This is a genomic window from Mycobacterium sp., assembly GCF_965229265.1.
Lineage (GTDB): Bacteria > Actinomycetota > Actinomycetes > Mycobacteriales > Mycobacteriaceae > Mycobacterium.
Map to the genome: position 1 here is coordinate 902,662 of NZ_CBDDIY010000010.1, position 21,797 is coordinate 924,458.

Genomic DNA, 21,797 nt, shown 5'->3' on the forward strand with positions numbered 1-21,797 from the left:
CATCCATGGTAACTGGGCGCGACACCGGGTTTTGACCAGCGGCGGAGCAGGCTACCTGCGGGAAGTGGTGCCGGCAGGTGTGGCGCCGACGTCGATGCCGGTGGTCATCAGCACGTAGCGGCGCATGTTGTGCCGGGCGTCGACGAGCGCGTCGTGGGTGTCGTGCGGCCGCGGTGGCATCCGCGGGCAGCCGCGGTCCTCCCAGAATTGGCGCAGTTCACGGGTGAACCGCGGGATCTGGGGCGGCAGGCTGGTCATCGGTCCCCACAGCTGGCACAGCGCCACATGGTCGTAGGCGGCCACCCACGCCCACAGCTCGATCGGCTCGTCGCCGTCGATGTTGAAGAACTCCTCGAGGCCCTCCCGGATCTGGCGCCGGGACCGCCACAGCTGCGAAGACGGCGACGGCAGCTTGGGCAGCACATTGGTGCGGACCCACCGGCCGGCGGAATCGGGGTCGAACTCGGTGGAGATCGCGTAGAACTCACGCCCGTCCTCGGCCACCACCCCGATCGAGATCAAGTCGATGATCCGGCCGTTGTCGATGAACTCGGTGTCGTAGAAATACCGCACCGGCCGCACCCTATCCCGACTCGGCCGCGACCTGCGGTGCAACCGCAGTGCCGCCGGGTTGCGCGGGCGCCGGTGCGGCGTGGATCTCGCGGTCGAGTTCGGCGTCCACCTCGGCATCCTCGGGGAAGCGGGGCTCGCCGGCGATGATGTGCTGCAGCCACAGCTTGGCCTGCACCACCGGGCGGCGCATGTAGCGCTCCCGCTCCAGCGCCCGGTGCATCTTCTTCGCCTTGATTGTCCGACTTCTCCTCGCTCCTTCGTCGCTCGGCATCGTCGTCGGGGGGCCGTTGTCCTGGTAGAACCAGCGCGCCCAGGGGGCGTGCGGGCGGGAGAGCCGGATCGCGCCGATGAACAGCAGCGGGGTGATGAACATGCCCACCAGCCCGGTCCACAGCTTGCCTTTGAGCAGGACGACCACCGCCAGGGCCAGGGTGAACGCGGCCAGCGCGATCACGGTGACCCGCGCCGCCACGGAGGTGTCGTCACGCCAGATGCCGATGTCGAAGAACGACAGCGGGCTGAACCCCATGACCAGCAGGCCCGCCACCGCGACGGCGGCGAAGACGGCGTCCACCGAGGTGCGGCCGTCCTCGGACCAGTAGACGTCCTCCAGGTGCAGGATCAGCGCGAACTCGTCGAGCACCAAGGCCGCGCCGATCCCGAAAACGATTGACGCGACGGTGAATTCCGACACTGTCCCGTCGACGGCCAAGGTCACCATGGTGACGCCGGAGAGCAGGACCAGCACGACGCCGATCACCACGTGGTGGATGTGCAGCCCGCCGCCGCCGGAGATGTTGCGGGGCTGCCACCACTTGCGGGGGGCGTCGTTGTCGGCGTTGCGGCGGATGTAGCGCACGATCGTGCGGGTCACGAAAAAGGTGAGGATGAACGCGATCAGGCACCACATCAGCGGTACGCGCCCCGGGGCGACGACGTCGAAGTGCAGGTGGAAGGGCACGGGGACAGAAGATACGCCGGTAGAGCGCCGATGTGTTCGCCGCGGCGGGGATATCTCCGGCGCGTCGGGCGCGCACCGATAGTCTGGTCGCGACATGAGGATGCGGCAGTCGCCCGATGTGGGCAGTGTGGCCGGGCGGGCCCTGGCCTCGCCCCGGGCGCGTCCCTGGCTCGTTGCGAGCTGGCGGGTGATGCAGCTGCTGGTGGTCGCCGGCCTGGGGTATGCGGCCTGGCAGCTGTTCGGGCACATCCCCTACCGCATCGACATCGACGTCTACCGGATGGGCGGGCGCGCCTGGCTGGATGGGCGTCCGCTCTACGCCGGCGACACGACCTTTCCCACCCGGATCGGGCTCGACCTGCCGTTCACCTATCCCCCGCTGGCCGCGATCGTGTTCAGCCCGTTCGCCTGGGTGTCGCTGAACGCGGCCAGCGTCTCCATCACGGTGATCACGCTGGTGCTGTTGCTGGTGTCCACCTGGATCGTGCTGACCCGGCTGGATGTCTGGCCGGCCTCGACGCTGACGCGGGAGCCGGCCTGGCTGCGCCGCGGCTGGCTGGCGGCAGGCATCGTGGCGCTGGCGGCGGTCTATCTGGAGCCCATCGACGCGAACTTCGCCTTCGGCCAGATCAACGTGGTGCTGATGACCCTGGTGATCGCCGACTGCGTGCCCCGCCGCACGCCCTGGCCGCGTGGGCTGCTGCTCGGCGTGGCGATCGCGCTCAAGCTGACCCCCGCGGTGTTCCTGCTCTACTTCGCCCTGCGCCGCGACGGCCGCGCCGCGCTGACCGCGCTGGGCTCCTTCCTGCTCGCCAGCCTGCTGGGGTGCCTGCTGGCCTGGCGCGACTCGGTGGAGTACTGGACGACCACGGTGCGCCACACCGACCGGATCGGCAGTGCGGCCCTGAACACCAACCAGAACATCGCCGGGGCGCTGGCGCGGCTCGGGCTCGACAAGAGCATCCACTTCCTCTGGTGGACGCTGGCCTGCTTCGCGGTGCTGGCCCTGACGATCTGGGCGGTTCGCCGGTTGCTGGCGGCCGCCCCCGCGGATGGCGGGAAGTCAGGAGACGAGCCGATGCTGGCGCTGATGTGCGTGGCGTTGTTCGGCCTGGTGGTCTCACCGGTGTCCTGGTCGCACCACTGGGTGTGGGCATTACCGACGGTCATCACGGCGACCGTGGTGGCCTATCGCCGGCGCAACGCCGCACTGGCCGTGGTGACCGCCGTCGGGGTGGCCCTGATGGTGTGGATTCCGCTGGAGCTGCTGCCCAAGCACCACGAGGAGACGGCGTCGTGGTGGCGCCAGCTGCTCGGGATGTCCTATGTGTGGTGGGCGCTGGCAGTGCTGATCGTGGCTGGGCTGACCGTCACCCGACCCGCCGCTAACCCGCGGCGGTCTCCGGGATCCGCGCCGGTGGCTGACCTGGTGTACCCGGCGTAGCCACCTCGGCCGCGTCGCTGTTCTTCAGGGTCGCGGCGTAGATGTCGACGTATTCCTGGCCGGACAGATTCATCAGCTCGTACATGACCTCGTCGATGACCGCGCGCTCGATGAAGCGGTTGCCGGCCAGGCCGTCGAAGCGCGAGAAGTCCATCGGCTTGCCGAAGCGCACCGTCACCCGGCCGAACCGCCACATCTTCGACCCCGGCGGGTTGACGACGTCGGTTCCGATCATCGCGACCGGAATCACGGGGACCTGGGTCTCCAGGGCCAGCCGGGCCAACCCGGTCTTGCCCTTGTAGAGCCGGCCGTCGGGTGAGCGGGTGCCCTCGGGGTACATGCCCATCAGCTTGCCCTGCGACAGGAGCCGCTCCGCGGTGGTCAGCGCGGCCTGGGCGGCGTCGGCGTCGGTGCGATCGATCGGGACCTGACCGGCGACGGTGTAGAACCACCGGGTGAACCAGCCCTTGATGCCGGTGCCGGTGAAATACTCCGACTTGGCCAGGAACGTGATGCGCCGCCGCACGACCAGCGGCAGGTAGAAGCTGTCGGCCACCGCCAGGTGATTACTGGCCAGGATCGCCGGGCCGGAATCCGGAACGTGTTCGAGCCCTTCGATTTTCGGCCGACCGAGGAAGGCCAGTAGCGGTCCCATGAAGACATACTTGAACAGCCAATACCACATGGAGCCTCCCGCTCGGGCCGCGCGCTTTCGGCCAACTCTACCCAGCCCTGCATAGACCGACCACAGGTCGTGGCCGGATCGCCGGCGTTATTCCTCGACGACGATCGGGATGTGTTCGTAGCGGGGTGGCGCCCCGGTTCCGGGATCGGGCCGCGGCCCGTCCGGCGGGGTGTCCGGCCCCGGCTCGGCCGGCCCCGTCTCGGTCACCATCGCCCGGACCATCGTCATCAGCGCCACGCTGTGCTCGGCGATCAGGGTCAGCATCGGATGCTGCTCGCCGTTGGCCAGCGCGGCCAGTGCGCAGACCGGACACCACACCTGCTGACACTTGCCCGGCCCGCCGCCGGCACCGGCGGCCATCGCAGCGCCCGCGCGGATCGCCGGATCCAGCCGGTCGAGGATGGTCTGGGCCAGCGCCCGCAGCTCGGGCCCGATGTCGGAGTGGGGGCCGGTCACGCGGGCCACACCTCCGGGTTGGGTCGAAAGCGCACGGTCAGCTCGGTGCCGCGCAGGGCCGCGTCCATCACGATGCATCTGCGCAGAACCGACGCCAGCCGTACCCGGCGTCGCATTCCCGCGACACCGATGATCAGGTCGTCGTCGACCCGGCCCAGCGTCAGCGCGCCGGAGTCGATTTGGGGCAACTCTAGCCGCATGCGGTAGACGGCATCGAGCCCCGAACCCGATTCCCGGTCCACCACGGGGCGAAGCGGCCCAGGTGGGGCCGAGCCGTCGCGGCGGCGGACGCTGTCGAGTAGCTGGCCCAGCGCTTTGGGGCCGATCGGCTCACCGGGCAGGTGCGGGACCAGCGCCAGGCGCAGCTCGCCGGTCGCGGCGGTGAGCTCGTCGAGCACCGACTGCTGTTCGGAAATTCGCTCGGCGTACCAGTCGAAGGCCGGATGCGCGGGCAGGCTCCGGTACTCGTACGAATCATCTTGAACCAGAATCTGATTCACGATCAACTCGGCTACCCGCACGCCCATCAGGGCCAACGAGCCGAGGGTGCGGACCGCTTCGGCAGCCACCACCCGTTCAGCGGTGAGCACCAGGTGCGCAGCGACCCGGTCGCCGTCGGTGAGCAGCGCCGACAGTCCTTCGAGCGCGGCGCTGACGGTCTCGACCAGTGCCACCGTGGCTGCGCTGTGGACGTTCTCGACGGCCGCACTCAGCCGCCGATGCCGGGGCCATCCCCGCTCGGCGTACATCGCGAACGCGGCGGGCAGGGTCAGCATCCGCATGGCGTCGGCCGTCGAAGCGCAGTCGACCACGACGTAATCCCATCGCCCGGAGTCGGCCAGGGCCGCCACCTCGGCCAGGCCGAGCACTTCCTGCACACCAGGGAAGGTGGAGAGTTCCTCCGGGGCAAGGTCTTTGAGGTCGGACTCCGGGAATCTGGCGGCCAGCAACGGGACGATCGCCCGCCACCGGGCTTCCAGCAGCGCCAGGGTGTCCAGCGCCAGCGCGTCCAAGTGGCCGCCCGCGGCGTCGTCGGTGCCCTGCTCGGTGAGAATCCGGACCGGTTCGCGGGCACCGGTCGGGGGCACCGCCACACCGAGCACATCACCGAGCGAATGCGCCTGATCGGTAGAGACCGCCAATACCCGCTCGCCGCCCAGCGCCGCGCGCACCGCCGTCGCCGAGGCCAGCGTCGACTTACCCACACCACCCTTGCCGACGAAGAAGCTGATCCGGGCCGGAGGGGTTGGGCCCGCATCGTCGGCGGGGGCAGCAGTTGGCTCCACTCAGCCCTCGACCCGTTTCTTCAGGTCCTTGAGAGCGGTGTCGGTCAGCCGCCGCTCGGCTTTGCGTTTGAGCAGGCCGATCATCGGAATCATCAGATCAACGGACAGTTCATAGGTGACGTCGGTTCCAGACCCTTTGGGTGTCAACGTGTATGCACCGTCGAGTGCCCGCAGCAGCGAACTCGAAACCAACGACCAGCGAACCGACGTTCGATCGGCCGGCCAATCGTAGGCCAGCACCATGGTGTCCTTGAGGACCGCGGCGTCCAGCTGGAGCCGCGCCGTCAGCGGGTAGCCCTGGTCGTCGGACTCGAGAACTTCGGTCTCTTTGTACTCCGACACCCACTGGGGGTACGAACCGATGTCGGCGATGACGTCCATCACGGTGCGGGGATCCGCGTCGATGTAGATGGTCTGCGCCGTCTTGTCAGCCACTGTTTGCCAATTCCCGTCGCTTCAATTCCGGACCCGTCACGGCCGGACTGCCTCGGCCACAAACGGTACCCTCCCGGCCGGAGGTGTGACCCGATATCAGCGGCCGGGCGCAACCCCCACCGGGCGCGACGCCTCCAGGGTGGACTTGACCCCGAAGGCCATCCGCTTGCCCGCCACCCGCCGCTGGTGGGTCAGTTTGGCGAGGTTCAGCTTGGCCAACTGCCAGGCCGCCACCCCAGCCGGTTCGGCATGCAGAAAGTAGTGCAGCAGCACGCCGTCGAGCACCGGTTCCAGCCAGATCTCCATGGTGCCGGTCACCGGCCCGGTCACCGTCCAGCGCACCCCTTTGTCGGCGCGGTCCTCGACGACCTCCAGCCACAGATCCGGCCACCATCGCCGCCAGCTCGCCCGATCGGCGACCGCACGGCCCACCGCCGCCGGATCGGCCGCGATGAACGTCTCGTCGGCGATCTGGATGCTGCTCATGTCACCAGCTTCACATACCGGCCGGTGACGCCGGTCAACCGGCCGTCCGGTGAAGGCGGTCACAGCCACGGCGCACCGTTGATTAGGCTGGACATCACCAAGCCGCCATTTTGCGAGGGGAACAAGTGCGTGAATTCAGCGTTCCGGCGCCGTTCACCATCGGTGAGCACGACAGCGTCGTCAGTTCCGTGTACGAACACGAACGCGACGACCCGAACTATGTGATCCTGCAACGGCTCGTCGACGGCGCGTGGGTCGACGTCACCTGCGCCGAGGTGGCCGCCCAGATCCGGTCGGCGGCGCTGGGATTGATCGCCGAGGGGGTGCAGGCCGGGGACCGGGTGGCCATCCTGTCGGCGACCCGCTACGAGTGGGTCATTCTGGACTACGCCATCCTGTCGATCGGCGCGGTCACCGTGCCGATCTACGAGACCTCCTCGGCCGAGCAGGTCCGCTGGGTGCTGGAGGACTCGGCGGCGGTGCTGGCCGTCACCGAGACCGATGCGCACGCTCAGATGGTCAAGGAGTTGCACGACGAACTCCCCGCGCTGCGCAAGACGCTGCGCATCGAGTCGACGGGGCTGACCGTCCTCGACGAGCTGGCCGAGGCGGCGGCCAACACCGACCCGGCCGAGCTGAACCGCCGCCTGGCTGGGCTGCGCTCGACCGACCCGGCGACCCTGATCTACACCTCGGGCACCACCGGCAGGCCTAAGGGCGTGGCACTGACCCATTCCAACCTGCTCTACGAAACCCGCGGTGCCGCAGCGTGTTTCCCGACACTTCTGCGCAAGCACGAACGGCTCCTGGTGTTCCTGCCGCTGGCCCACGTGCTGGCCCGGGCCCTGTCGATGACCGCATTCGCCAACAAGGTGACGCTCGGCTACACCAGCGACATCAAGAACCTGGTTCCAATGCTTCAGGTGTTCAAGCCCACGATCGTGGTGTCGGTGCCCCGGGTATTCGAGAAGGTCTACAACACAGCCGAGCTGAATGCCCGCGACAGCGGCAAGGGCCGCATCTTCGAGCTGGCCGCCAAGACCGCGATCGCCTACAGCGAGGCGTTGGCGACCGGGACGCCCAACCTGGTGCTCAAGCTGGGGCATGCGGTGTTCGACCGGCTGGTCTACGGCAAGTTGCGGGCCGCACTCGGCGGTGACTGCCATGCCGCGATCTCCGGTGGCGCGCCGCTGGGCAAGCGCCTCGGCCACTTCTACCGTGGTGTCGGCCTGTCGATCTACGAGGGCTACGGCCTGACCGAGACCAGCGCGGCGATCACGGTCAACCGGGTCGGTGAGCTCAAGGTCGGCACCGTGGGCAAGCTGGTGCCCGGCAACTCCATGAAGGTCGCCGAGGATGGCGAGCTGCTGGTCAAGGGCGGCGTGGTCTTCGACGGGTACTGGCGCAACGAGAAAGCGACCGGCGAGGCGATCGTCGATGGCTGGTTCCACACCGGCGACCTGGCCAGCGTGGACGCCGAGGGCTTCCTGTCGATCACCGGGCGCAAGAAGGAGATCATCGTCACCGCGGGCGGCAAGAACGTCGCACCCGCCGTGCTCGAGGACGCGCTGCGGGCGCACCCGCTGATCAGCCAGGCCATGGCCGTCGGTGACAACCAGCCGTTCATCGGCGCGCTGATCGCCATCGATCCCGAGGCGTTCGACGTGTGGAAGCAGCACCACGGCAAGCCCGCCGGGGCCTCGGTCGAGGATCTGCGGGTGGACCCGGATCTGATCGCCGAGATCGACGTGGCCATCAAGGACGCCAATACCCATGTGTCGCACGCGGAGTCGATCCGCAAGTACCGCATCCTGCCGTGCGACTTCACCGTGCTGACCGGTGAGCTGACGCCCACGCTGAAGGTCAAGCGCAACGTGGTGGCGCAGAAGTTCGCCGAGGAGATCGACGCGATCTACGCCAAGTAGGGGCCACGCCCCGGCCCTGGCCGGCTCAGACCAGGCCGGCCACGAACCCGGCCGCCTGATCGGGATACGGCGGTAGCTCGTAGGCGCTGTGCGCGGCGCGATCGCGGCCGGCCGAGCAGATCGGGTCGCCGGCCGAGCACACGTCGACCGCGCGGCCGGCGAATATCCCGGTGCTCGACAGCGGCGTGCCGAACCGGGCACCCGGGTTACCGAACACCGCCACCGCGGCGACCTGGTTCGCGCTGGCCGGTGGCAGCGGTGGGGCCGAGCCGATGCTGCCGATCCGCTCGCCCACCGGCGGCACCCCGGCCAGCATCGACACCGCGGCCGCGCCCTGGGAGAACCCGCCGAGCACCAGCCGGGTCTGGGGGCAGCGCGCCGTCATGTCAGCGATGCGGGCCGACGCGTCGGTGGCACCGGAGGCGGCGGCCAGGAAGTTCAGGCTGGCCGGGTAGTTCACCGCGTAGGTGTCCAGGCTCCGGCCCCCGAGCCGGGGTGCCAGCGCATCGGTGAAGGCCTGCCCGACTCGGCCGATGCCGGGCGGTTCACCGGTGCCGCGGGCGAAGATGACCTCGACGTCGGGGCAGTCGTCGGCCGCCGCAGTGCCGGCCGGCCCCAGGACGGCCGTGACCGCCGCGAGCAGGCCGCCGAATGCGGCGACAACACCTCGGGGCGGGCTCATCGGCACATCGTCACATGGCGGGACCGGGGCCATGCAGGAGTTCGGCGAGCCGGGCGCTGTGGGTGGCCCAATTCCAGTCCCGGCAGATCCACTCCCGGCCGGCCTCCCCCATCCGTGCGGCCAGCGCGGGGTCGCTCAGCACGGCCGCGACGGCCTCGACGATCTCGTTGTGGGACCGCCCGTCGACCAGGCGACCGGTCTCGCCGTCGTGCACCGTCTCCGGGGCCCCGCCCGAACGCCCGGCCACCACCGGCACCCCGACGGCCGAGGCCTCCAGGAACACGATTCCCAGGCCCTCCACATCCAGCCCGGATCCCCTTGTGCGGCAAGGCATCGCAAAGACATCGGCCATCGCGTAGTGGGCCGGCAGCTCGGCGCTGGGCACCGCACCGGTGAACACCACGTCATGGGCCACGTTGAGCTTGGCGGCCAGCGTGTGCAGGGTGTCGGCGTAGGGACCGCCGCCGACGATCACCAGTGTCGCGCCGTCGACTCGGCGCCGCAGCTCGGGCAGCGCCTTGATCAGCATGTCCTGCCCCTTGCGCGGGACAAGTCGGGAGATACAGACCACGGTCGGGCGGTCACCGAGGCCGTAGCGCCGGCGCAGTTCGGTCCTTCCCGCGCGGTCCGGACGGAACCGATCGGTGTCGACGCCGGGCGGCAGATGCTCCAGCCGCGCGTTCGGGCCGAACGCCGAGGCGAACCGGCCGCGGGTGTAGTGGCTGACGAAGGTCACGACGTCGGTGGTGTCGCCGATGCGGCGCAGAGCCGAGCGGGCAACCGGCAGCATCGACCAGCCCACCTCGTGGCCGTGCGTGCTGGCCACCACCCGGCGCGCCCCGGCGCCGCGGGCCCGGCCGGCCAGCAGCGCCAACGGTGCGGCCGCCCCGAACCACACCGTCTCGATGCCGTGCTCGCCGATCAGCGCCCGCATCCGGCGGTCCACCCCGGGTTCGGGCAGCATCAGGGTGCCGGGGTGCCGCACGATCCGGTAGGCGGCGGCGCGGTCGTAGTCCTCGGCGCCGTTCCACTGCGGCGCATAGACGGCGAGCTCATGCTCACCACCGGCCACCAGCCGGTTGACGAAGGATTCAAGGTAGGACTGGATGCCGCCGCGCCGCGGCGGAAAATCGTTGGTGACCAGCAGGACTCGCGTCATCGCCGCCTACGCTATCGGTTCAGCCACTGCGCCCAGCGCGCGCGTAGCTCGGGCATGTCCGTGTCGAGGGCGCGGCGCACCGCAGTGGCGAGATCCCCGTGCCCGGGACCGCACGCCGCCGTGTAGAGCAGGCGCAGCGACTCGACCCCGTAGGTGTCGGCGATGAACCGGGCGAACCACCAGGCGCGGTCGTAGCCCATCGCGCGCGGCGGTCCGGCGGTGTCCAGGTCGGCGTCGGTGGGCAGCGCGGTGTCGGTGGCTGCGCCCGCCGGCAGCGGGGTGGGCGGGCGAGCGACGAAGTCGGCCACACCTTCGAGTAGCCAGCGCGGGGCGTCCAGGGCGGTGTCGGCGCGGGCGGCCAGGTGAAACAGCTCGTGGGTCACCACGATCCGCAGGGCGGCCTCGCTCATGTCCGCGGCGCCGGGGGCGAGCACGATGCGCTGGTCGTCGGCCTTGTGCCGGGCGAAATCCACGCCGTCAGCCACCGACACGGCCGCGATGTCCGACCACCGGCGGTTGGGGTCCAGGCCGGCTTGCGCGACAAACTGCGGCTGCGAGTCGGTCGCGATCACGACAATCTCGTGGTCCCAGTCGGTGCCCCAGAACCGTTCGACGGCGTCGACCGCCCCGCCCATATCGCCGAGGATCCGGGTGAGCAACGCATCGGTGCGGGTCCCGCCGAGGCTGATCAACCGCACGGTGCGGCCGTCACCCACGACGGGCGGGCTCGCCTCGGACCGGATGGTCGCCGCGGCCGGCGGGGACGGCGGGGGGTCGGACGTGGCGAGCAGGCTGGCCGCCACCAGCAGCTCGGCGACCAACACGATGCTCAGGACGTCAGCGAGTCGCCCGGGACGCCGGCGCCCGGCGTCAGTACCGACGGACGTTGAAGATCGGCGCGTTGTTCACCGGGGCGATCCGCACCGGCTGGCCGAACGTCGACGCGTGGACCATCATGCCGTCGCCGATGTAGATCGCCGAGTGCGAGGCGTCCGAGTAGTAGTTCACGATGTCGCCGGGTTGCATCTGGTCCATCGACACCGGCTGCCCGCCGGCGGCCAGCGCCTGGCTGGAGTGCGGCAGGAAGATGCCGGCCTGCTGGAAGGCCCACATCACCAGGCCGGAGCAGTCGAACGCGTTGGGACCGGCACCGCCCCAGACGTACGGGTCGCCGATGCGGGTCAGGGCGGCCTGGACGGCGACGGCGGCCTGTTCGCCGGACGGGCCGGGAGCCGGGACGGCGGCCATCGGGACCACCTCGGCGGCCGGCGGCGCGTCCGGCGGCGGCGGGGGTGCGTCCTCGAGCGGCGGCAGCGCTTCCGGAGCGGGTGCGGCCAGGATCTCCGGCGGCGGGACGGGCCCGGGAGCGGCCAGCGCGGTCCGCTGGTCGGGAGTCAGCGTCTGATAGCGCGACTTGACGACGGCGATCTGGACCTGCAGCTGGGATTGCTTGCGCTGCAGGTCAGCGCGGACCGCCGCGGCCTGCTCGGCGGCTGTCTTGGCGTCGGCGGCGGACTTGGCCGATTCGGCCTCGGCCTGCATCGACTCTTGGCTGAGCTTTCGGTAACTCTGCATCTGGGCCGCCATCTCGGTGGCCATGACGCGCTGAACGGCCATCTTGTCGATGAGGCCCTGCGGGGACTCCGCGGTGAGGATGGCATTCAAACCGTCGGTGCGCCCGCCCATGTACACGGCGGCAGCAAACTTGTCGACGGCACCCTGATAAGTAGCCAGCTGCGCCTTCGCCGCGTCGGCGGCGGCCAGGTCATCGGTGTGCTTACGGTCCGCCGCCGCCTGCACCTGCAGCTTCTTGTCAAGATCAAGCTGAGCCGAATACATGGATTCGGTGAGCTGCTCGGCCTGCCGGGACAGCTCATTGAGCTTTGCCACACCGTCTTCGGCCGGATCGGCGTGCACAGTGCCGGACACAACAGCGAAAAGGACCGTGAGCGCCGCAATCCCACCGACCATGGGGCGTTGAAAACCGCTAACAGTCAGGAACCTGCGGTTAAACCTCAAGATTGCGCATCCTTTAAGTGCGATCGACGCCACTGCATCGAGCTGCCTTAGGTCTCGAACAGGTTACGAAACAGCATCGGCTTTGTCCAACGTGAGACGAAGATTTAACAAGAGTGCTAGTCACACCCGTCACAGAAGTCACACGTGCCAACCAACCTACCAGTGCGTCAACTGGCCAGCCCCGGACCCCGCTGCGGATGGATCGGTACCAGCCGCAATCGGGGCGCCAATCCGGCGTCGGCGAGCACTTCCAGCGCGGCTCGCTCGTCCTCCAGCAAAGTCTCCGGCACGCCGAGCAGCACGCTCACCACGCAGTCACGACACCCCGGCCCTCGCACCGCACAGTCGTCGCAGTCGATGACGACCGGCTCGGACGGTTCCGTACCCATCACGGGTCTCCTCTCATTGAGTTGGCCGCACGCTAACCGGAGGCTCCGACAAGTTCGGCCGCCCGGAGTGGCGACGCTGTCCTGTCGGTGTGGCTGCTTACCGTCAATGGCTGTGTCGGGCTCACCGAGGGATGCGCAGCTGAGCTTCGCCGACGTCGACCCGGCCGCCGATGTCTCGCTGCGCGACACCACGTTCGTCGTCGTCGACCTGGAGACCACCGGCGGCCGCGCCACCGCGTCGGCCGACGGGTCTCGCGACGCCATCACCGAGATCGGCGCGGTCAAGGTCCGCGGCGGTGAGGTGCTGGGCGAGTTCGCGACGCTGGTGGACCCGCAGCGGGCCATCCCGCCGCAGATCGTGCAGCTGACCGGCATCACCACCGCGATGGTGCGCGACGCCCCGACCATCGCGGCCGTGTTGCCGATGTTCCTGGAGTTCGCCCACGGCGCGGTCCTGGTGGCCCACAACGCCGGCTTCGACATCGGCTTCCTGCGCTCGGCCGCCGAACAGTGCGGGATCGGGTGGCCGCGCCCGCCGGTGCTGTGCACGGTGCGACTGGCGCGGCGGGTCCTGACCCGGGAAGAGGCACCCAGCGTGCGGCTGGCCACCCTGGCCGCCCTGGTCGGGTCGGCGACCCGGCCCACCCACCGCGCGCTCGACGACGCGCGTGCCACCGTCGACGTGCTGCACGCACTGATCGAGCGGGTCGGTAACCAGGGCGTGCATACCTATACCGACCTGCGCGGCTACCTGCCCAACATCTCCAACGCCCAGCGCGGCAAGCGGGTGCTGGCCCGCAACCTGCCGCACCGGCCGGGGGTGTACCTGTTCCGCGGCCCCGCCGGCGAGGTGCTCTACATCGGCACGGCCGGCGATCTCCGGCGGCGGGTGGGCCAGTACTTCACCGGCGCCGATCCGCGCGGGCGGATGAAGGAGATGGTGGGCCTGGCCCAGGCCGTCGACCACGTCGAGTGCGCCCACCCGCTCGAGGCGGGTGTCCGCGAGCTGCGACTGCTGGCTGCGCACGCCCCGCCCTACAACCGTCGCTCCCGTTTCCCGCACCGCTGGTGGTGGGTGGTGCTGACCGACGAGGCGTTTCCCCGGTTGTCGGTCGTGCGCCAGCCCCGGCACGACCGCGCGATCGGTCCGTTCCGGTCCCGCGCCGACGCCGCTGACACCGCCGAACTCGTCGCCCGGTTCACCGGCGTGCGCACCTGCACGGCGCGCATCGGCCGTGGCGCCGAGCACGGACCGGCCTGCCCGGAACGCGAGATCGGCGCGTGCCCAGCGCCGCGCGGACTATCGGCGGCCGGCTACGCCGCGGCACCGCAGCGAGCCGTCGCACTGATCGACGGGCTGGACGACTCCGCACTCGGCGCCGCGGTCGGCCAGGTCAACGACCTGGCCGAGCGGGCCCGCTATGAGACCGCGGCGCGGCTGCGCGACCACATCGCGGCCACGATCGACGTGCTCTGGCGCGGCCAGCGGCTGCGGGCGCTGGCCGCCGTCGAAGAACTGGTGGCCGCCGCGCCCGACGGTGCCAGTGGCTGGCACCTGGTGGTGGTGCGGCACGGCCAGCTGGCTGCGGGAGGTTGCGCCCGAAAGGGGGTGCCGCCGATGCCGGTCGTCGAGGCGCTGCGCGCCGGCGCCCAGGTGGTCCTGCCGCAGCCGGCCCCGCTGGGCGGCGCACTGGTCGAGGAGACCGCGCTGATCGCCCGCTGGCTGGCCGCGCCGGGAGTCCGCATCGTCTCGGCGACGACGGGTCTGGCCTCCCCCCTTGCCTCGGCGGGACGGTGGGAGCAGTGGGCGGCCACGGCACGCTCGGCGCGGCTGGCCGCCGAGCAGACCCAGCGGCTGGACTCAGAGTTGCTGGGTGAAGCGCGCCCAACGCGCGAGCAGCTGCTCGGCCGCCCCGGAATCGATCGCCTCGGCGGCGCGAGTCAGCCCGTCCTCCCAGGACGGCAACCATTCGGCGTGGCTGGATAGCCCCGCGTGGGCGACCATCGCCCCCGCTGCGTTGAGGATCACCGCGTCGCGCACCGGTCCCTGCGCGCCGGCGAGCACCCGGCGCGCCTGCTCGGCGTTCTCCTGCGCCTCCCCCCCGACCAGCTCGTCGATGTGGGCCCGGGGAAACCCGAAGCCCAGCGGGTCGAACGTCAGCTTGTCGATGGTGCCGGCCTGCACCCGCCAGATGGTGCTGGTGGTCGTGGTGGTCAGCTCGTCGAGCCCGTCATCACCGTGCACCACGAGCACGCTGCACCGGCGGGCGGCGAACACCCCGGCCATCACCTCGGCCAGGTCGCCGAATGCGCAGCCGATCAGGCCGGCTCGCGGACTGGCCGGATTGGTCAGTGGGCCAAGCAGATTGAACACCGTCGGCACGCCGATCTCACGGCGCGGCGCCCCGGCGTACTTGTAGGAGGGGTGGAACACCGGGGCGAAGCAGAACCCGATGCCGACCTCGGCCACGCAGCGGGCCACCTCGTCGGGACCCAGGTCGATGCGCACGCCGAGCGCCTCGAGCATGTCGGCGCCACCACTCTTGGACGACGCGGCGCGGTTGCCGTGCTTGACCACCGGGACACCGGCCGCGGCAACCACGACGGCCGCCATCGTCGACAGGTTGACGGTGTTGGCGCGGTCACCGCCGGTGCCCACGATGTCGACGGTGTCGGTGCCGATCACCTCGGTCGGCACCCGCAGTGCGTAACCCAGCATCGTGTCGGCCAACTCGCGCACTTCGGCCGCCGTCGGACGCTTCATCTTCATCGACACGCCGAAGGCGGCGATCTGAGCCGGCGTCGCGACGCCCGTCATGATCTGGTCCATGGCCCAACCGGCCTCCCCCGGCGCGAGCTCCTTTCCGGCCGTCAACCGGTCCAGGACCTGCGGCCATGACGAAATGAACGAGCCGGAACCGGGCTGCGAAACGGGCTGAGTCACGTGCCGATATTCCCATGCCGGACGGGAACTCCACCGGGCGGTTCAACGACAGTTATGACTAATTCGGCCCCTGGGTGTACCTCAACAACTACAAAGCGTCATACTTCTTCATGTGACGAGCGCTGTTGGCACTTCGGGAACTGCGATCACATCGCGCGTACATTCGCTGAACCGGCCGAATATGGTCAGTGTTGGCACCATCGTGTGGCTTTCCAGTGAGCTGATGTTCTTTGCTGGACTGTTCGCGATGTACTTCACTGCCCGTGCTCAGGCCGGTGGGGTATGGCCGCCGCCACCGACCGAACTGAACCTGTATCAGGCAGTCCCGGTCACCTTGGTGCTGATCGCGTCATCGTTCACCTGCCAGATGGGTGTATTCGCAGCGGAGCGAGGTGACGTCTTCGGGCTGCGCCGTTGGTACACGATCACACTGGCAATGGGCGCCTTCTTCGTCCTCGGCCAGGGCTACGAGTACTACCACCTGGTCACCCACGGCACGACGATCCCGGGCAGCGCCTACGGCAGCGTGTTCTACCTCGCGACCGGCTTCCACGGCCTGCACGTCGTCGGCGGCCTCGTCGCCTTCGTGCTGCTGTTGCTGCGCACCCGGATGAGCAAGTTCACGCCGGCCCAGGCCACCGCCGCCATCGTCGTGTCCTACTACTGGCACTTCGTCGACATCGTGTGGATCGCCCTGTTCGCGACGATCTACTTCATCCGATGAGAAGGGGTTCGATGCTCAAGAGATCGGGGCGGTTCGGGTCTCCGATGAGTGACAAGTCGCGTCGGCGGCTTCGTCGCCGTCTGACCGGCGCGGTGCTGTTGCTGGTCGGTCTCGGAGTGGCCGGCGGTGTCGCCGCCACGCTGACGCCCGCACCGCAGGTCGCGGTCGCCGATGAATCGCAGTCGGCGCTGCTGCGCACCGGTAAGCAGTTGTTCGACACCTCCTGTGTCACCTGCCACGGCGCCAATCTCCAAGGCGTGCAGGGCCGCGGGCCCAGCCTGATCGGCGTCGGTGAGGCTGCGGTCTATTTCCAGGTCTCCACCGGCCGCATGCCCGCGATGCGCGGCGAAGCACAGGCCCCGCGCAAGGCCCCCGTCTTCGATGAGGCTCAGATCGACGCGCTCGGCGCCTACGTGCAGGCCAACGGCGGCGGGCCGCTGGTTCCGCGCGACGCCAACGGCCAGGTTGCCGACCACTCACTGCTGGGCAACGACGTCGCCCGCGGTGGCGACCTGTTCCGGCTGAACTGCGCCTCCTGCCACAACTTCACCGGCAAGGGCGGGGCACTGTCGTCGGGCAAGTACGCCCCCGAGCTGGAGCCGGCCACACCCGCGCAGATTTACACCGCGATGCTGACCGGCCCGCAGAACATGCCCAAGTTCTCCGACCGGCAGCTCTCGCCGGAAGAGAAGAAAGACATCGTCGCCTACGTCCGGATGGCCACTGAGACACCGAATCCCGGCGGGTACGGGCTCGGCGGCTTGGGGCCGGCGCCGGAGGGTATGGCGATGTGGATCATCGGCATGGTCGCCGCGATCGCCGCGGCGCTGTGGATCGGGGCACGGGCATGAGTGAGAACGTCAACAAGCCGACAGACGAGCAGCTCGCGGCGATGTCGCGGGAAGAGCTGGTAGAACTCGGCGGCCGGATCGACGGCGTCGAGACCATCCTCAAGGAGCCGCGCTGGCCGGTCGAGGGCACCCGCGCCGAGAAGCGCGCCGAGCGCGGAGTCGCGTTGTGGCTGCTCCTGGGCGGTATCAGCGGGCTCGCTCTGCTGGTGGTGTTCCTGTTCTGGCCGTGGGAGTACAAGCCGGACGGCGCCAAGGGCAACTTCCTCTACAACCTGGCCACCCCGCTCTACGGCCTGACCTTCGGCCTGTCGATCCTGGCGATCGGCATCGGCGCGGTGCTCTACCAGAAGCGGTTCATTCCCGAGGAGATCTCGGTTCAGGATCGCCACGACGGACAGTCCTCCGAACTCGACCGCAAGACGGTGGTGGCCAACCTCACCGATGCGCTCGAGGGCTCGACGGTCAAGCGGCGCAAGCTGATCGGGCTGTCGCTGGGCATCGGGCTCGGTGCGTTCGGGGCCGGCACACTGGTGGCCTTCATCGGTGGGCTGATCAAGAATCCGTGGAAGCCCGTCGTGCCGACCGCCGAGGGCAAGAAGGCGGTGCTGTGGACCTCCGGGTGGACGCCACGCTTCGCCGGCGAGACCATCTACCTGGCCCGCGCGACCGGCCTGCCGGGCGAGTCCCCGTTCGTCAAGATGCGTCCGGAGGACATCGACGCCGGCGGCATGGAGACCGTGTTCCCCTGGCGGGAATCCGACGGTGATGGCACCACGGTGGAGTCGCACGAGAAGCTCGGCGAGATCGCGCTGGGCGTGCGCAATCCGGTGATGCTGATCCGCATCAAGCCGGTGGACATGCCGCGGGTGGTCAAGCGTCAGGGCCAGGAGAGCTTCAACTTCGGTGACCTGTTCGCCTACACCAAGGTCTGCTCGCACCTGGGCTGCCCCGCTTCGTTGTACGAGCAGCAGACCTACCGCATCCTGTGCCCGTGCCACCAATCGCAGTTCGACGCACTGCATTTCGCACGGCCGATATTCGGTCCGGCTGCGCGCGCGTTGGCGCAGCTGCCCATCACCATCGACTCCGACGGGTATCTGGTCGCCAACGGTGACTTCATCGAGCCCGTGGGACCGGCATTCTGGGAGCGCACATCATGAGTCCGAAACTCGCTGATGCCCTGGCTGCTCAGGGCGACGCCATCGACTCCCGCTACCACCCGTCGGCCGCGGTTCGGCGTCAGCTGAACAAGGTCTTCCCCACGCACTGGTCGTTCCTGCTGGGTGAGATCGCGATGTATGCCTTCGTGGTCCTGCTGATCACCGGTGTCTACCTGACCCTGTTCTTCGACCCGTCGATGGCCGAGGTCACCTACAACGGCGTCTACCAGCCGCTGCGGGGCGTCCAGATGTCGCGGGCCTACGAGTCGGCGCTGGACATCAGCTTCGAGGTGCGAGGCGGCCTGTTCGTCCGCCAGATCCACCACTGGGCCGCCCTGATGTTCGCCGCGGCGATCATGGTGCACCTGGCACGCATCTTCTTCACCGGCGCCTTCCGCCGCCCGCGCGAGGCCAACTGGATCATCGGCTCGCTGCTGCTGATCCTGGCCATGTTTGAGGGCTACTTCGGCTACTCGCTGCCCGACGACCTGCTCTCGGGCATCGGCCTGCGCGCCGCGCTGTCGTCGATCACCCTGAGCATCCCGGTGATCGGCACCTGGATGCACTGGGCGCTGTTCGGCGGCGACTTCCCCGGCGAGATCATCATCCCGCGCATGTACGCCCTGCACATCCTGCTGATCCCGGGAATCATTCTGGCGCTGATCGGGATTCACCTGGCGATGGTGTGGTTCCAGAAGCACACCCAGTTCCCCGGCCCCGGCCGCACCGAGAAGAACGTGGTCGGCGTGCGCGTCATGCCGGTGTTCGCGGTGAAGTCCGGTGCGTTCTTCGCGATGGTCCTGGGCATCCTGGGCATTATGGGCGGTGTCCTGCAGATCAACCCGATCTGGCAGCTCGGCCCGTACAAGCCCTCGCAGGTGTCGGCGGGCAGCCAGCCGGACTTCTACATGATGTGGACCGAGGGCCTGGCCCGCATCTTCCCGCCGTGGGAGCTGTACTTCTGGCACCACACCGTGCCCGCGGCGTTCTGGGTCGCCCTGGTGATGGGTTTGGTCTTCTTCCTGCTGATCGCCTACCCGTTCCTGGAGAAGAAGTTCACCGGAGACGACGCTCATCACAACCTGCTGCAGCGTCCGCGTGACGCACCGACACGCACCGCCGTCGGCGCCATGGCGATCGCCCTCTACATGGTCTGGACCCTGGCCGCGATGAACGACATCATCGCACTGAAGTTCCACATCTCGCTCAATGCGACGACGTGGATCGGCCGGATCGGCTCGCTGGTGCTGCCGCCGCTGGTGTTCTTCATCGCCTACCGGTGGGCGGTCAGCCTGCAGCGCAGCGACCGCGCGGTGCTTGAGCACGGGATCGAGACCGGCATCATCAAGCGACTGCCGCACGGCGCCTATGTCGAGCTGCACCAGCCGCTGGGCCCGGTCGATGATCACGGCCATCCGATTCCGCTGGAGTACCAGGGCGCTGCGGTGCCCAAGCGGATGAACAAGCTGGGCTCGGGCGGCCGCCCCGGCCACGGCAGTTTCCTGACCGCCGATCCGGCTTCCGAGGATGCCGCGCTCAACGAAGCCGCACACGCTCACGAACTCAAGGCGCTGACCGCCCTGCGTGAGCGCCAGGACGACCAGTCCAACGGCAACGGCCAGCACTAGAAGTTCACCAAAGAAGCCCCGGGTCTACGGACCCGGGGCTTCTTTGTGTGCTTTGTGTGCTTTGTGTGCTTTGTGTGCGGCCAATCGAGCCTGCGCCCAGATCGCGGTAACCGCCTGAAATCACGCGCTGGGCACAGAATCGATGCCGTGTGCACAGACTCGGGACGTGCCCCACTCCCCTACTGCACCCACACCGCCGGGGTGGACAGACTCGGGACGTGCTCAGGCCGACAGGGCACGCAGGCAAACAGGCGTCACGCCGCCGGCACAGACTCCTCCACCGCGCCATGCAACTGGCGCAGGTAGGTCACCGGGATTGCCGGCATCGCAACAGTGATGACGGCGGCCAGGCCGAGCGCCACCCAGGCCGCGGTCTCGTTGTCCACAGCGAGCAGGTAGGTCGCCGTCGAAACCCCGACCAGCGCAAGACCGATCGCACCGGTCAGCATCACCGTGCAGCGCAGCCACAGCCGGTCCAGCTGGGTAGCCGGAATCAGCGGATCGGCGCGGCGGGAGGCCGACGACTGCGCGAAGTCGGGCTGGTAGCGCTCGTAGGGATCTACCGTGGACCCGAACACCTTCAGCTTCTCGGTGGGCGCCTCGGTGGGGCGCACCGGGGCTGCAGCGGGGCGCGGTACCGGGTCCACGGGCGCCTTGGCGGGTGCGGCACCGGCCCGGGAGTCGGCCAGCGCGGTGCGCCTGGCCCGGATCAACAGCGGGATCGCGCCGACGATGATCAGCGCCGATACGACGATGATGCTGTACAGCAGCCAGGGCGTCTTGCCGCCGTCCGGACCGACGGTATGCCCCCGGCTCATGTCAACCAAGGCGACGATCGCAATCACGCTGACGGCAAGCAGCACCAGCCAGATGGCCCCGCAGACCCCAACCAGGAGCCGGTCGACCGTCTCCGGCGACCGGTTGTCCTCGTCGGTCGCCCCGGAGAACGGCAGTTCAGTTTCGCGTTCCATCAGCAGCTTGTCTGTGCGGCGTTGTTCTGGTTCGACGACAGTACAACTCCGTCGCTGGTCGTGATCGAGCAATTCAGCTTGCTGACCAGGAACAGGCTGGACGCCTGCACCGAGCCCACGTCGGACTGCGAGATCGGTGTCACCGTCAGCGACCACGGGATGTAGACGTTGCGCTGAGTGCGCTGACGCCCCGAGGCGTCGACGTAGGTCACCGAGATGATGTCACCGGGCGCTTTGGTGCCGGTGACGGAGTAGGTGACCTGACGCGGCCCGGCGGGCGTCGTCGTTGTGGTGGTCGTCGGAGGCGGTGCGGTTGTGGTCGTCACGGGCGGTGGGGCCTCCGTCGTAGCTGGCGGGGGTGGGGGCGGTGGCGGTTCGGTCGTCACCGTCACGGTCTCGGTGGGGGGCGGGGGCGGCGGCTCCTCGGTCGTCGGAGGCGGCGGCGGGGGTGGCGGGGGCTCGGTGGTGGTGATCTCGTCCTGGACCGGGGGCAGCTTGACCGTGGTGGTCGTCGACGGGATGGCCAGGTTGTTGGTGTCGGTGCTGGTCACCAGCAGTGACACCGACACCACCAGCGCGATCGCGGCGACGATCGCGGTGACTCCGACAACCCACGGCCACTTCGGTGGGCTGACGTCGTCGATCAGTTCGGTGCCCGGCTCGTAACTGTCGTAGTCGTACAGCGCCGGGTCGGGCGCAACATAGGGCCCGGCGGTGTACTGCTCGGACTCCGGCGCTGAATAGGCATGAAAGCCCGTGCCGGTATTGCTCTCGTCCCGGTATTCCTCGCTCGGCTGATCCGAGTGCTGACCGCCCGACTCCTCATCTGGCGGATTCGGCCCGCTCATGCTCGCCTGTCCTCTTTCGACTACATCACCGCGGCACGCGGGCCAAGGACTGGCACACAGCGTGCCGACGGCTCCCGTTGCCCTGGCAAGACCCTACCCAACCGGGCGGGCGAGGTTCGCACAGCACACCGTTGGGCGCCAACTGACGCCTGGATTGTGACCTTCGCCGAG

21 protein-coding genes and 1 pseudogene are annotated in these 21,797 nt (G+C 69.1%); 7 read left to right on the forward strand and 15 right to left on the reverse strand.

The window, feature by feature from the left end:
• Nucleotides 1–51: 51 nt before the first annotated feature.
• Nucleotides 52–573 carry a polyadenylate-specific 3'-exoribonuclease AS gene (locus ADBZ9K_RS06330; protein ID WP_526619207.1) on the reverse strand — a complete coding sequence of 174 codons (522 nt, stop codon included), beginning with the start codon at nt 571–573 and terminating at the stop codon, nt 52–54.
• A gap of 10 nt (nt 574–583) precedes the next feature.
• Nucleotides 584–1,483: a hypothetical protein gene (locus tag ADBZ9K_RS06335; RefSeq protein ID WP_526620783.1), complete on the reverse strand. Its 900-nt coding sequence runs from the start codon at nt 1,481–1,483 to the stop codon at nt 584–586.
• A gap of 145 nt (nt 1,484–1,628) precedes the next feature.
• On the opposite strand from ADBZ9K_RS06335, the gene ADBZ9K_RS06340 reads away from it, so the two are divergent.
• Complete coding sequence (locus ADBZ9K_RS06340) at nt 1,629–2,978, forward strand: glycosyltransferase 87 family protein (protein ID WP_526619209.1); 1,350 nt, start codon at nt 1,629–1,631, stop codon at nt 2,976–2,978.
• On the opposite strand, the gene ADBZ9K_RS06345 is transcribed toward ADBZ9K_RS06340, so the two are convergent.
• The 5 genes from ADBZ9K_RS06345 to ADBZ9K_RS06365 all read right to left on the reverse strand — a co-directional run bounded on the left by ADBZ9K_RS06345 (nt 2,920) and on the right by ADBZ9K_RS06365 (nt 6,326).
• A complete protein-coding gene (locus tag ADBZ9K_RS06345) occupies nt 2,920–3,663 on the reverse strand; it encodes a lysophospholipid acyltransferase family protein (RefSeq protein WP_526619211.1) in 744 nt (247 codons plus the stop codon). The genes ADBZ9K_RS06340 and ADBZ9K_RS06345 overlap by 59 nt on opposite strands.
• 87 nt (nt 3,664–3,750) lie before the next feature.
• Nucleotides 3,751–4,119 carry a hypothetical protein gene (locus ADBZ9K_RS06350; RefSeq protein ID WP_526619213.1) on the reverse strand — a complete coding sequence of 123 codons (369 nt, stop codon included), beginning with the start codon at nt 4,117–4,119 and terminating at the stop codon, nt 3,751–3,753.
• Nucleotides 4,116–5,405 carry an ArsA family ATPase gene (locus ADBZ9K_RS06355; protein ID WP_526619215.1) on the reverse strand — a complete coding sequence of 430 codons (1,290 nt, stop codon included), beginning with the start codon at nt 5,403–5,405 and terminating at the stop codon, nt 4,116–4,118. The genes ADBZ9K_RS06350 and ADBZ9K_RS06355 overlap by 4 nt, the downstream gene beginning before the upstream one ends.
• Nucleotides 5,406–5,840, reverse strand: a complete 435-nt coding sequence (locus ADBZ9K_RS06360; RefSeq protein WP_526619217.1) for an SRPBCC family protein — start codon at nt 5,838–5,840, stop codon at nt 5,406–5,408.
• A 96-nt stretch (nt 5,841–5,936) separates the two neighbouring features.
• Nucleotides 5,937–6,326 carry a polyketide cyclase / dehydrase and lipid transport gene (locus ADBZ9K_RS06365; RefSeq protein ID WP_526619219.1) on the reverse strand — a complete coding sequence of 130 codons (390 nt, stop codon included), beginning with the start codon at nt 6,324–6,326 and terminating at the stop codon, nt 5,937–5,939.
• 125 nt (nt 6,327–6,451) lie between these two features.
• Between ADBZ9K_RS06365 and ADBZ9K_RS06370 the strand changes: the two genes are divergently transcribed.
• Complete coding sequence (locus ADBZ9K_RS06370; protein ID WP_526619221.1) at nt 6,452–8,251, forward strand: AMP-dependent synthetase/ligase; 1,800 nt, start codon at nt 6,452–6,454, stop codon at nt 8,249–8,251.
• A 25-nt stretch (nt 8,252–8,276) separates the two neighbouring features.
• Here ADBZ9K_RS06370 and ADBZ9K_RS06375 read toward each other — a convergent pair whose 3' ends face one another.
• From ADBZ9K_RS06375 to ADBZ9K_RS06395, 5 genes are all read right to left on the reverse strand, one after another.
• A complete protein-coding gene (locus ADBZ9K_RS06375) occupies nt 8,277–8,933 on the reverse strand; it encodes a cutinase family protein (protein ID WP_526619223.1) in 657 nt (218 codons plus the stop codon).
• Between the two features lie 10 nt (nt 8,934–8,943).
• Nucleotides 8,944–10,092 carry a glycosyltransferase family 4 protein gene (locus ADBZ9K_RS06380; protein ID WP_526619225.1) on the reverse strand — a complete coding sequence of 383 codons (1,149 nt, stop codon included), beginning with the start codon at nt 10,090–10,092 and terminating at the stop codon, nt 8,944–8,946.
• Between the two features lie 11 nt (nt 10,093–10,103).
• Nucleotides 10,104–10,916: a hypothetical protein gene (locus ADBZ9K_RS06385; protein ID WP_526619227.1), complete on the reverse strand. Its 813-nt coding sequence runs from the start codon at nt 10,914–10,916 to the stop codon at nt 10,104–10,106.
• A 46-nt stretch (nt 10,917–10,962) separates the two neighbouring features.
• Entirely contained in the window at nt 10,963–12,111 is a 1,149-nt protein-coding gene (ripC, locus tag ADBZ9K_RS06390; RefSeq protein WP_526619229.1) for a peptidoglycan hydrolase RipC, read from the reverse strand.
• A 167-nt stretch (nt 12,112–12,278) separates the two neighbouring features.
• Entirely contained in the window at nt 12,279–12,500 is a 222-nt protein-coding gene (locus tag ADBZ9K_RS06395; RefSeq protein ID WP_526619231.1) for a hypothetical protein, read from the reverse strand.
• A 106-nt stretch (nt 12,501–12,606) separates the two neighbouring features.
• Between ADBZ9K_RS06395 and ADBZ9K_RS06400 the strand changes: the two are divergent.
• Nucleotides 12,607–14,424: pseudogene (locus ADBZ9K_RS06400) on the forward strand (DEDD exonuclease domain-containing protein); the annotation flags it as partial.
• On the opposite strand, the gene trpD reads toward ADBZ9K_RS06400, so the two are convergent.
• Nucleotides 14,362–15,444 (reverse strand): anthranilate phosphoribosyltransferase, encoded by a 1,083-nt coding sequence (trpD, locus tag ADBZ9K_RS06405; protein ID WP_526619233.1) that lies wholly within the window; start codon nt 15,442–15,444, stop codon nt 14,362–14,364. The pseudogene ADBZ9K_RS06400 and the gene trpD sit on opposite strands and share 63 nt — an antisense overlap.
• A gap of 112 nt (nt 15,445–15,556) precedes the next feature.
• Between trpD and ctaE the strand changes: the two genes are divergently transcribed.
• From ctaE to qcrB, 4 genes are read left to right on the forward strand one after another with little or no spacing between them, the layout of a single operon-like run.
• Entirely contained in the window at nt 15,557–16,168 is a 612-nt protein-coding gene (gene ctaE / locus ADBZ9K_RS06410; protein WP_526619235.1) for an aa3-type cytochrome oxidase subunit III, read from the forward strand.
• Between the two features lie 11 nt (nt 16,169–16,179).
• On the forward strand, nt 16,180–17,019 hold the full coding sequence (gene qcrC, locus ADBZ9K_RS06415) for a cytochrome bc1 complex diheme cytochrome c subunit (protein WP_526619237.1): 840 nt from the start codon (nt 16,180–16,182) through the stop codon (nt 17,017–17,019).
• The gene (gene qcrA / locus ADBZ9K_RS06420) at nt 17,016–18,179 is read left to right on the forward strand and encodes a cytochrome bc1 complex Rieske iron-sulfur subunit (RefSeq protein WP_526619239.1); all 1,164 of its coding nucleotides are present in this window, start codon (nt 17,016–17,018) and stop codon (nt 18,177–18,179) included. The genes qcrC and qcrA overlap by 4 nt, the downstream gene beginning before the upstream one ends.
• Entirely contained in the window at nt 18,176–19,807 is a 1,632-nt protein-coding gene (gene qcrB, locus ADBZ9K_RS06425; RefSeq protein ID WP_526619240.1) for a cytochrome bc1 complex cytochrome b subunit, read from the forward strand. The genes qcrA and qcrB overlap by 4 nt, the downstream gene beginning before the upstream one ends.
• Before the next feature lie 254 nt (nt 19,808–20,061).
• Here the strand turns inward: qcrB and ADBZ9K_RS06430 are convergent, their stop codons facing one another.
• Together ADBZ9K_RS06430 and ADBZ9K_RS06435 are read right to left on the reverse strand one after the other, a co-directional pair.
• On the reverse strand, nt 20,062–20,778 hold the full coding sequence (locus tag ADBZ9K_RS06430) for a DUF2561 family protein (protein WP_526619241.1): 717 nt from the start codon (nt 20,776–20,778) through the stop codon (nt 20,062–20,064).
• On the reverse strand, nt 20,778–21,626 hold the full coding sequence (locus ADBZ9K_RS06435) for an MmpS family transport accessory protein (protein WP_526619242.1): 849 nt from the start codon (nt 21,624–21,626) through the stop codon (nt 20,778–20,780). Before ADBZ9K_RS06435 ends, ADBZ9K_RS06430 begins: the two co-directional genes overlap by 1 nt.
• Between the last annotated feature and the right edge of the window lie 171 nt (nt 21,627–21,797).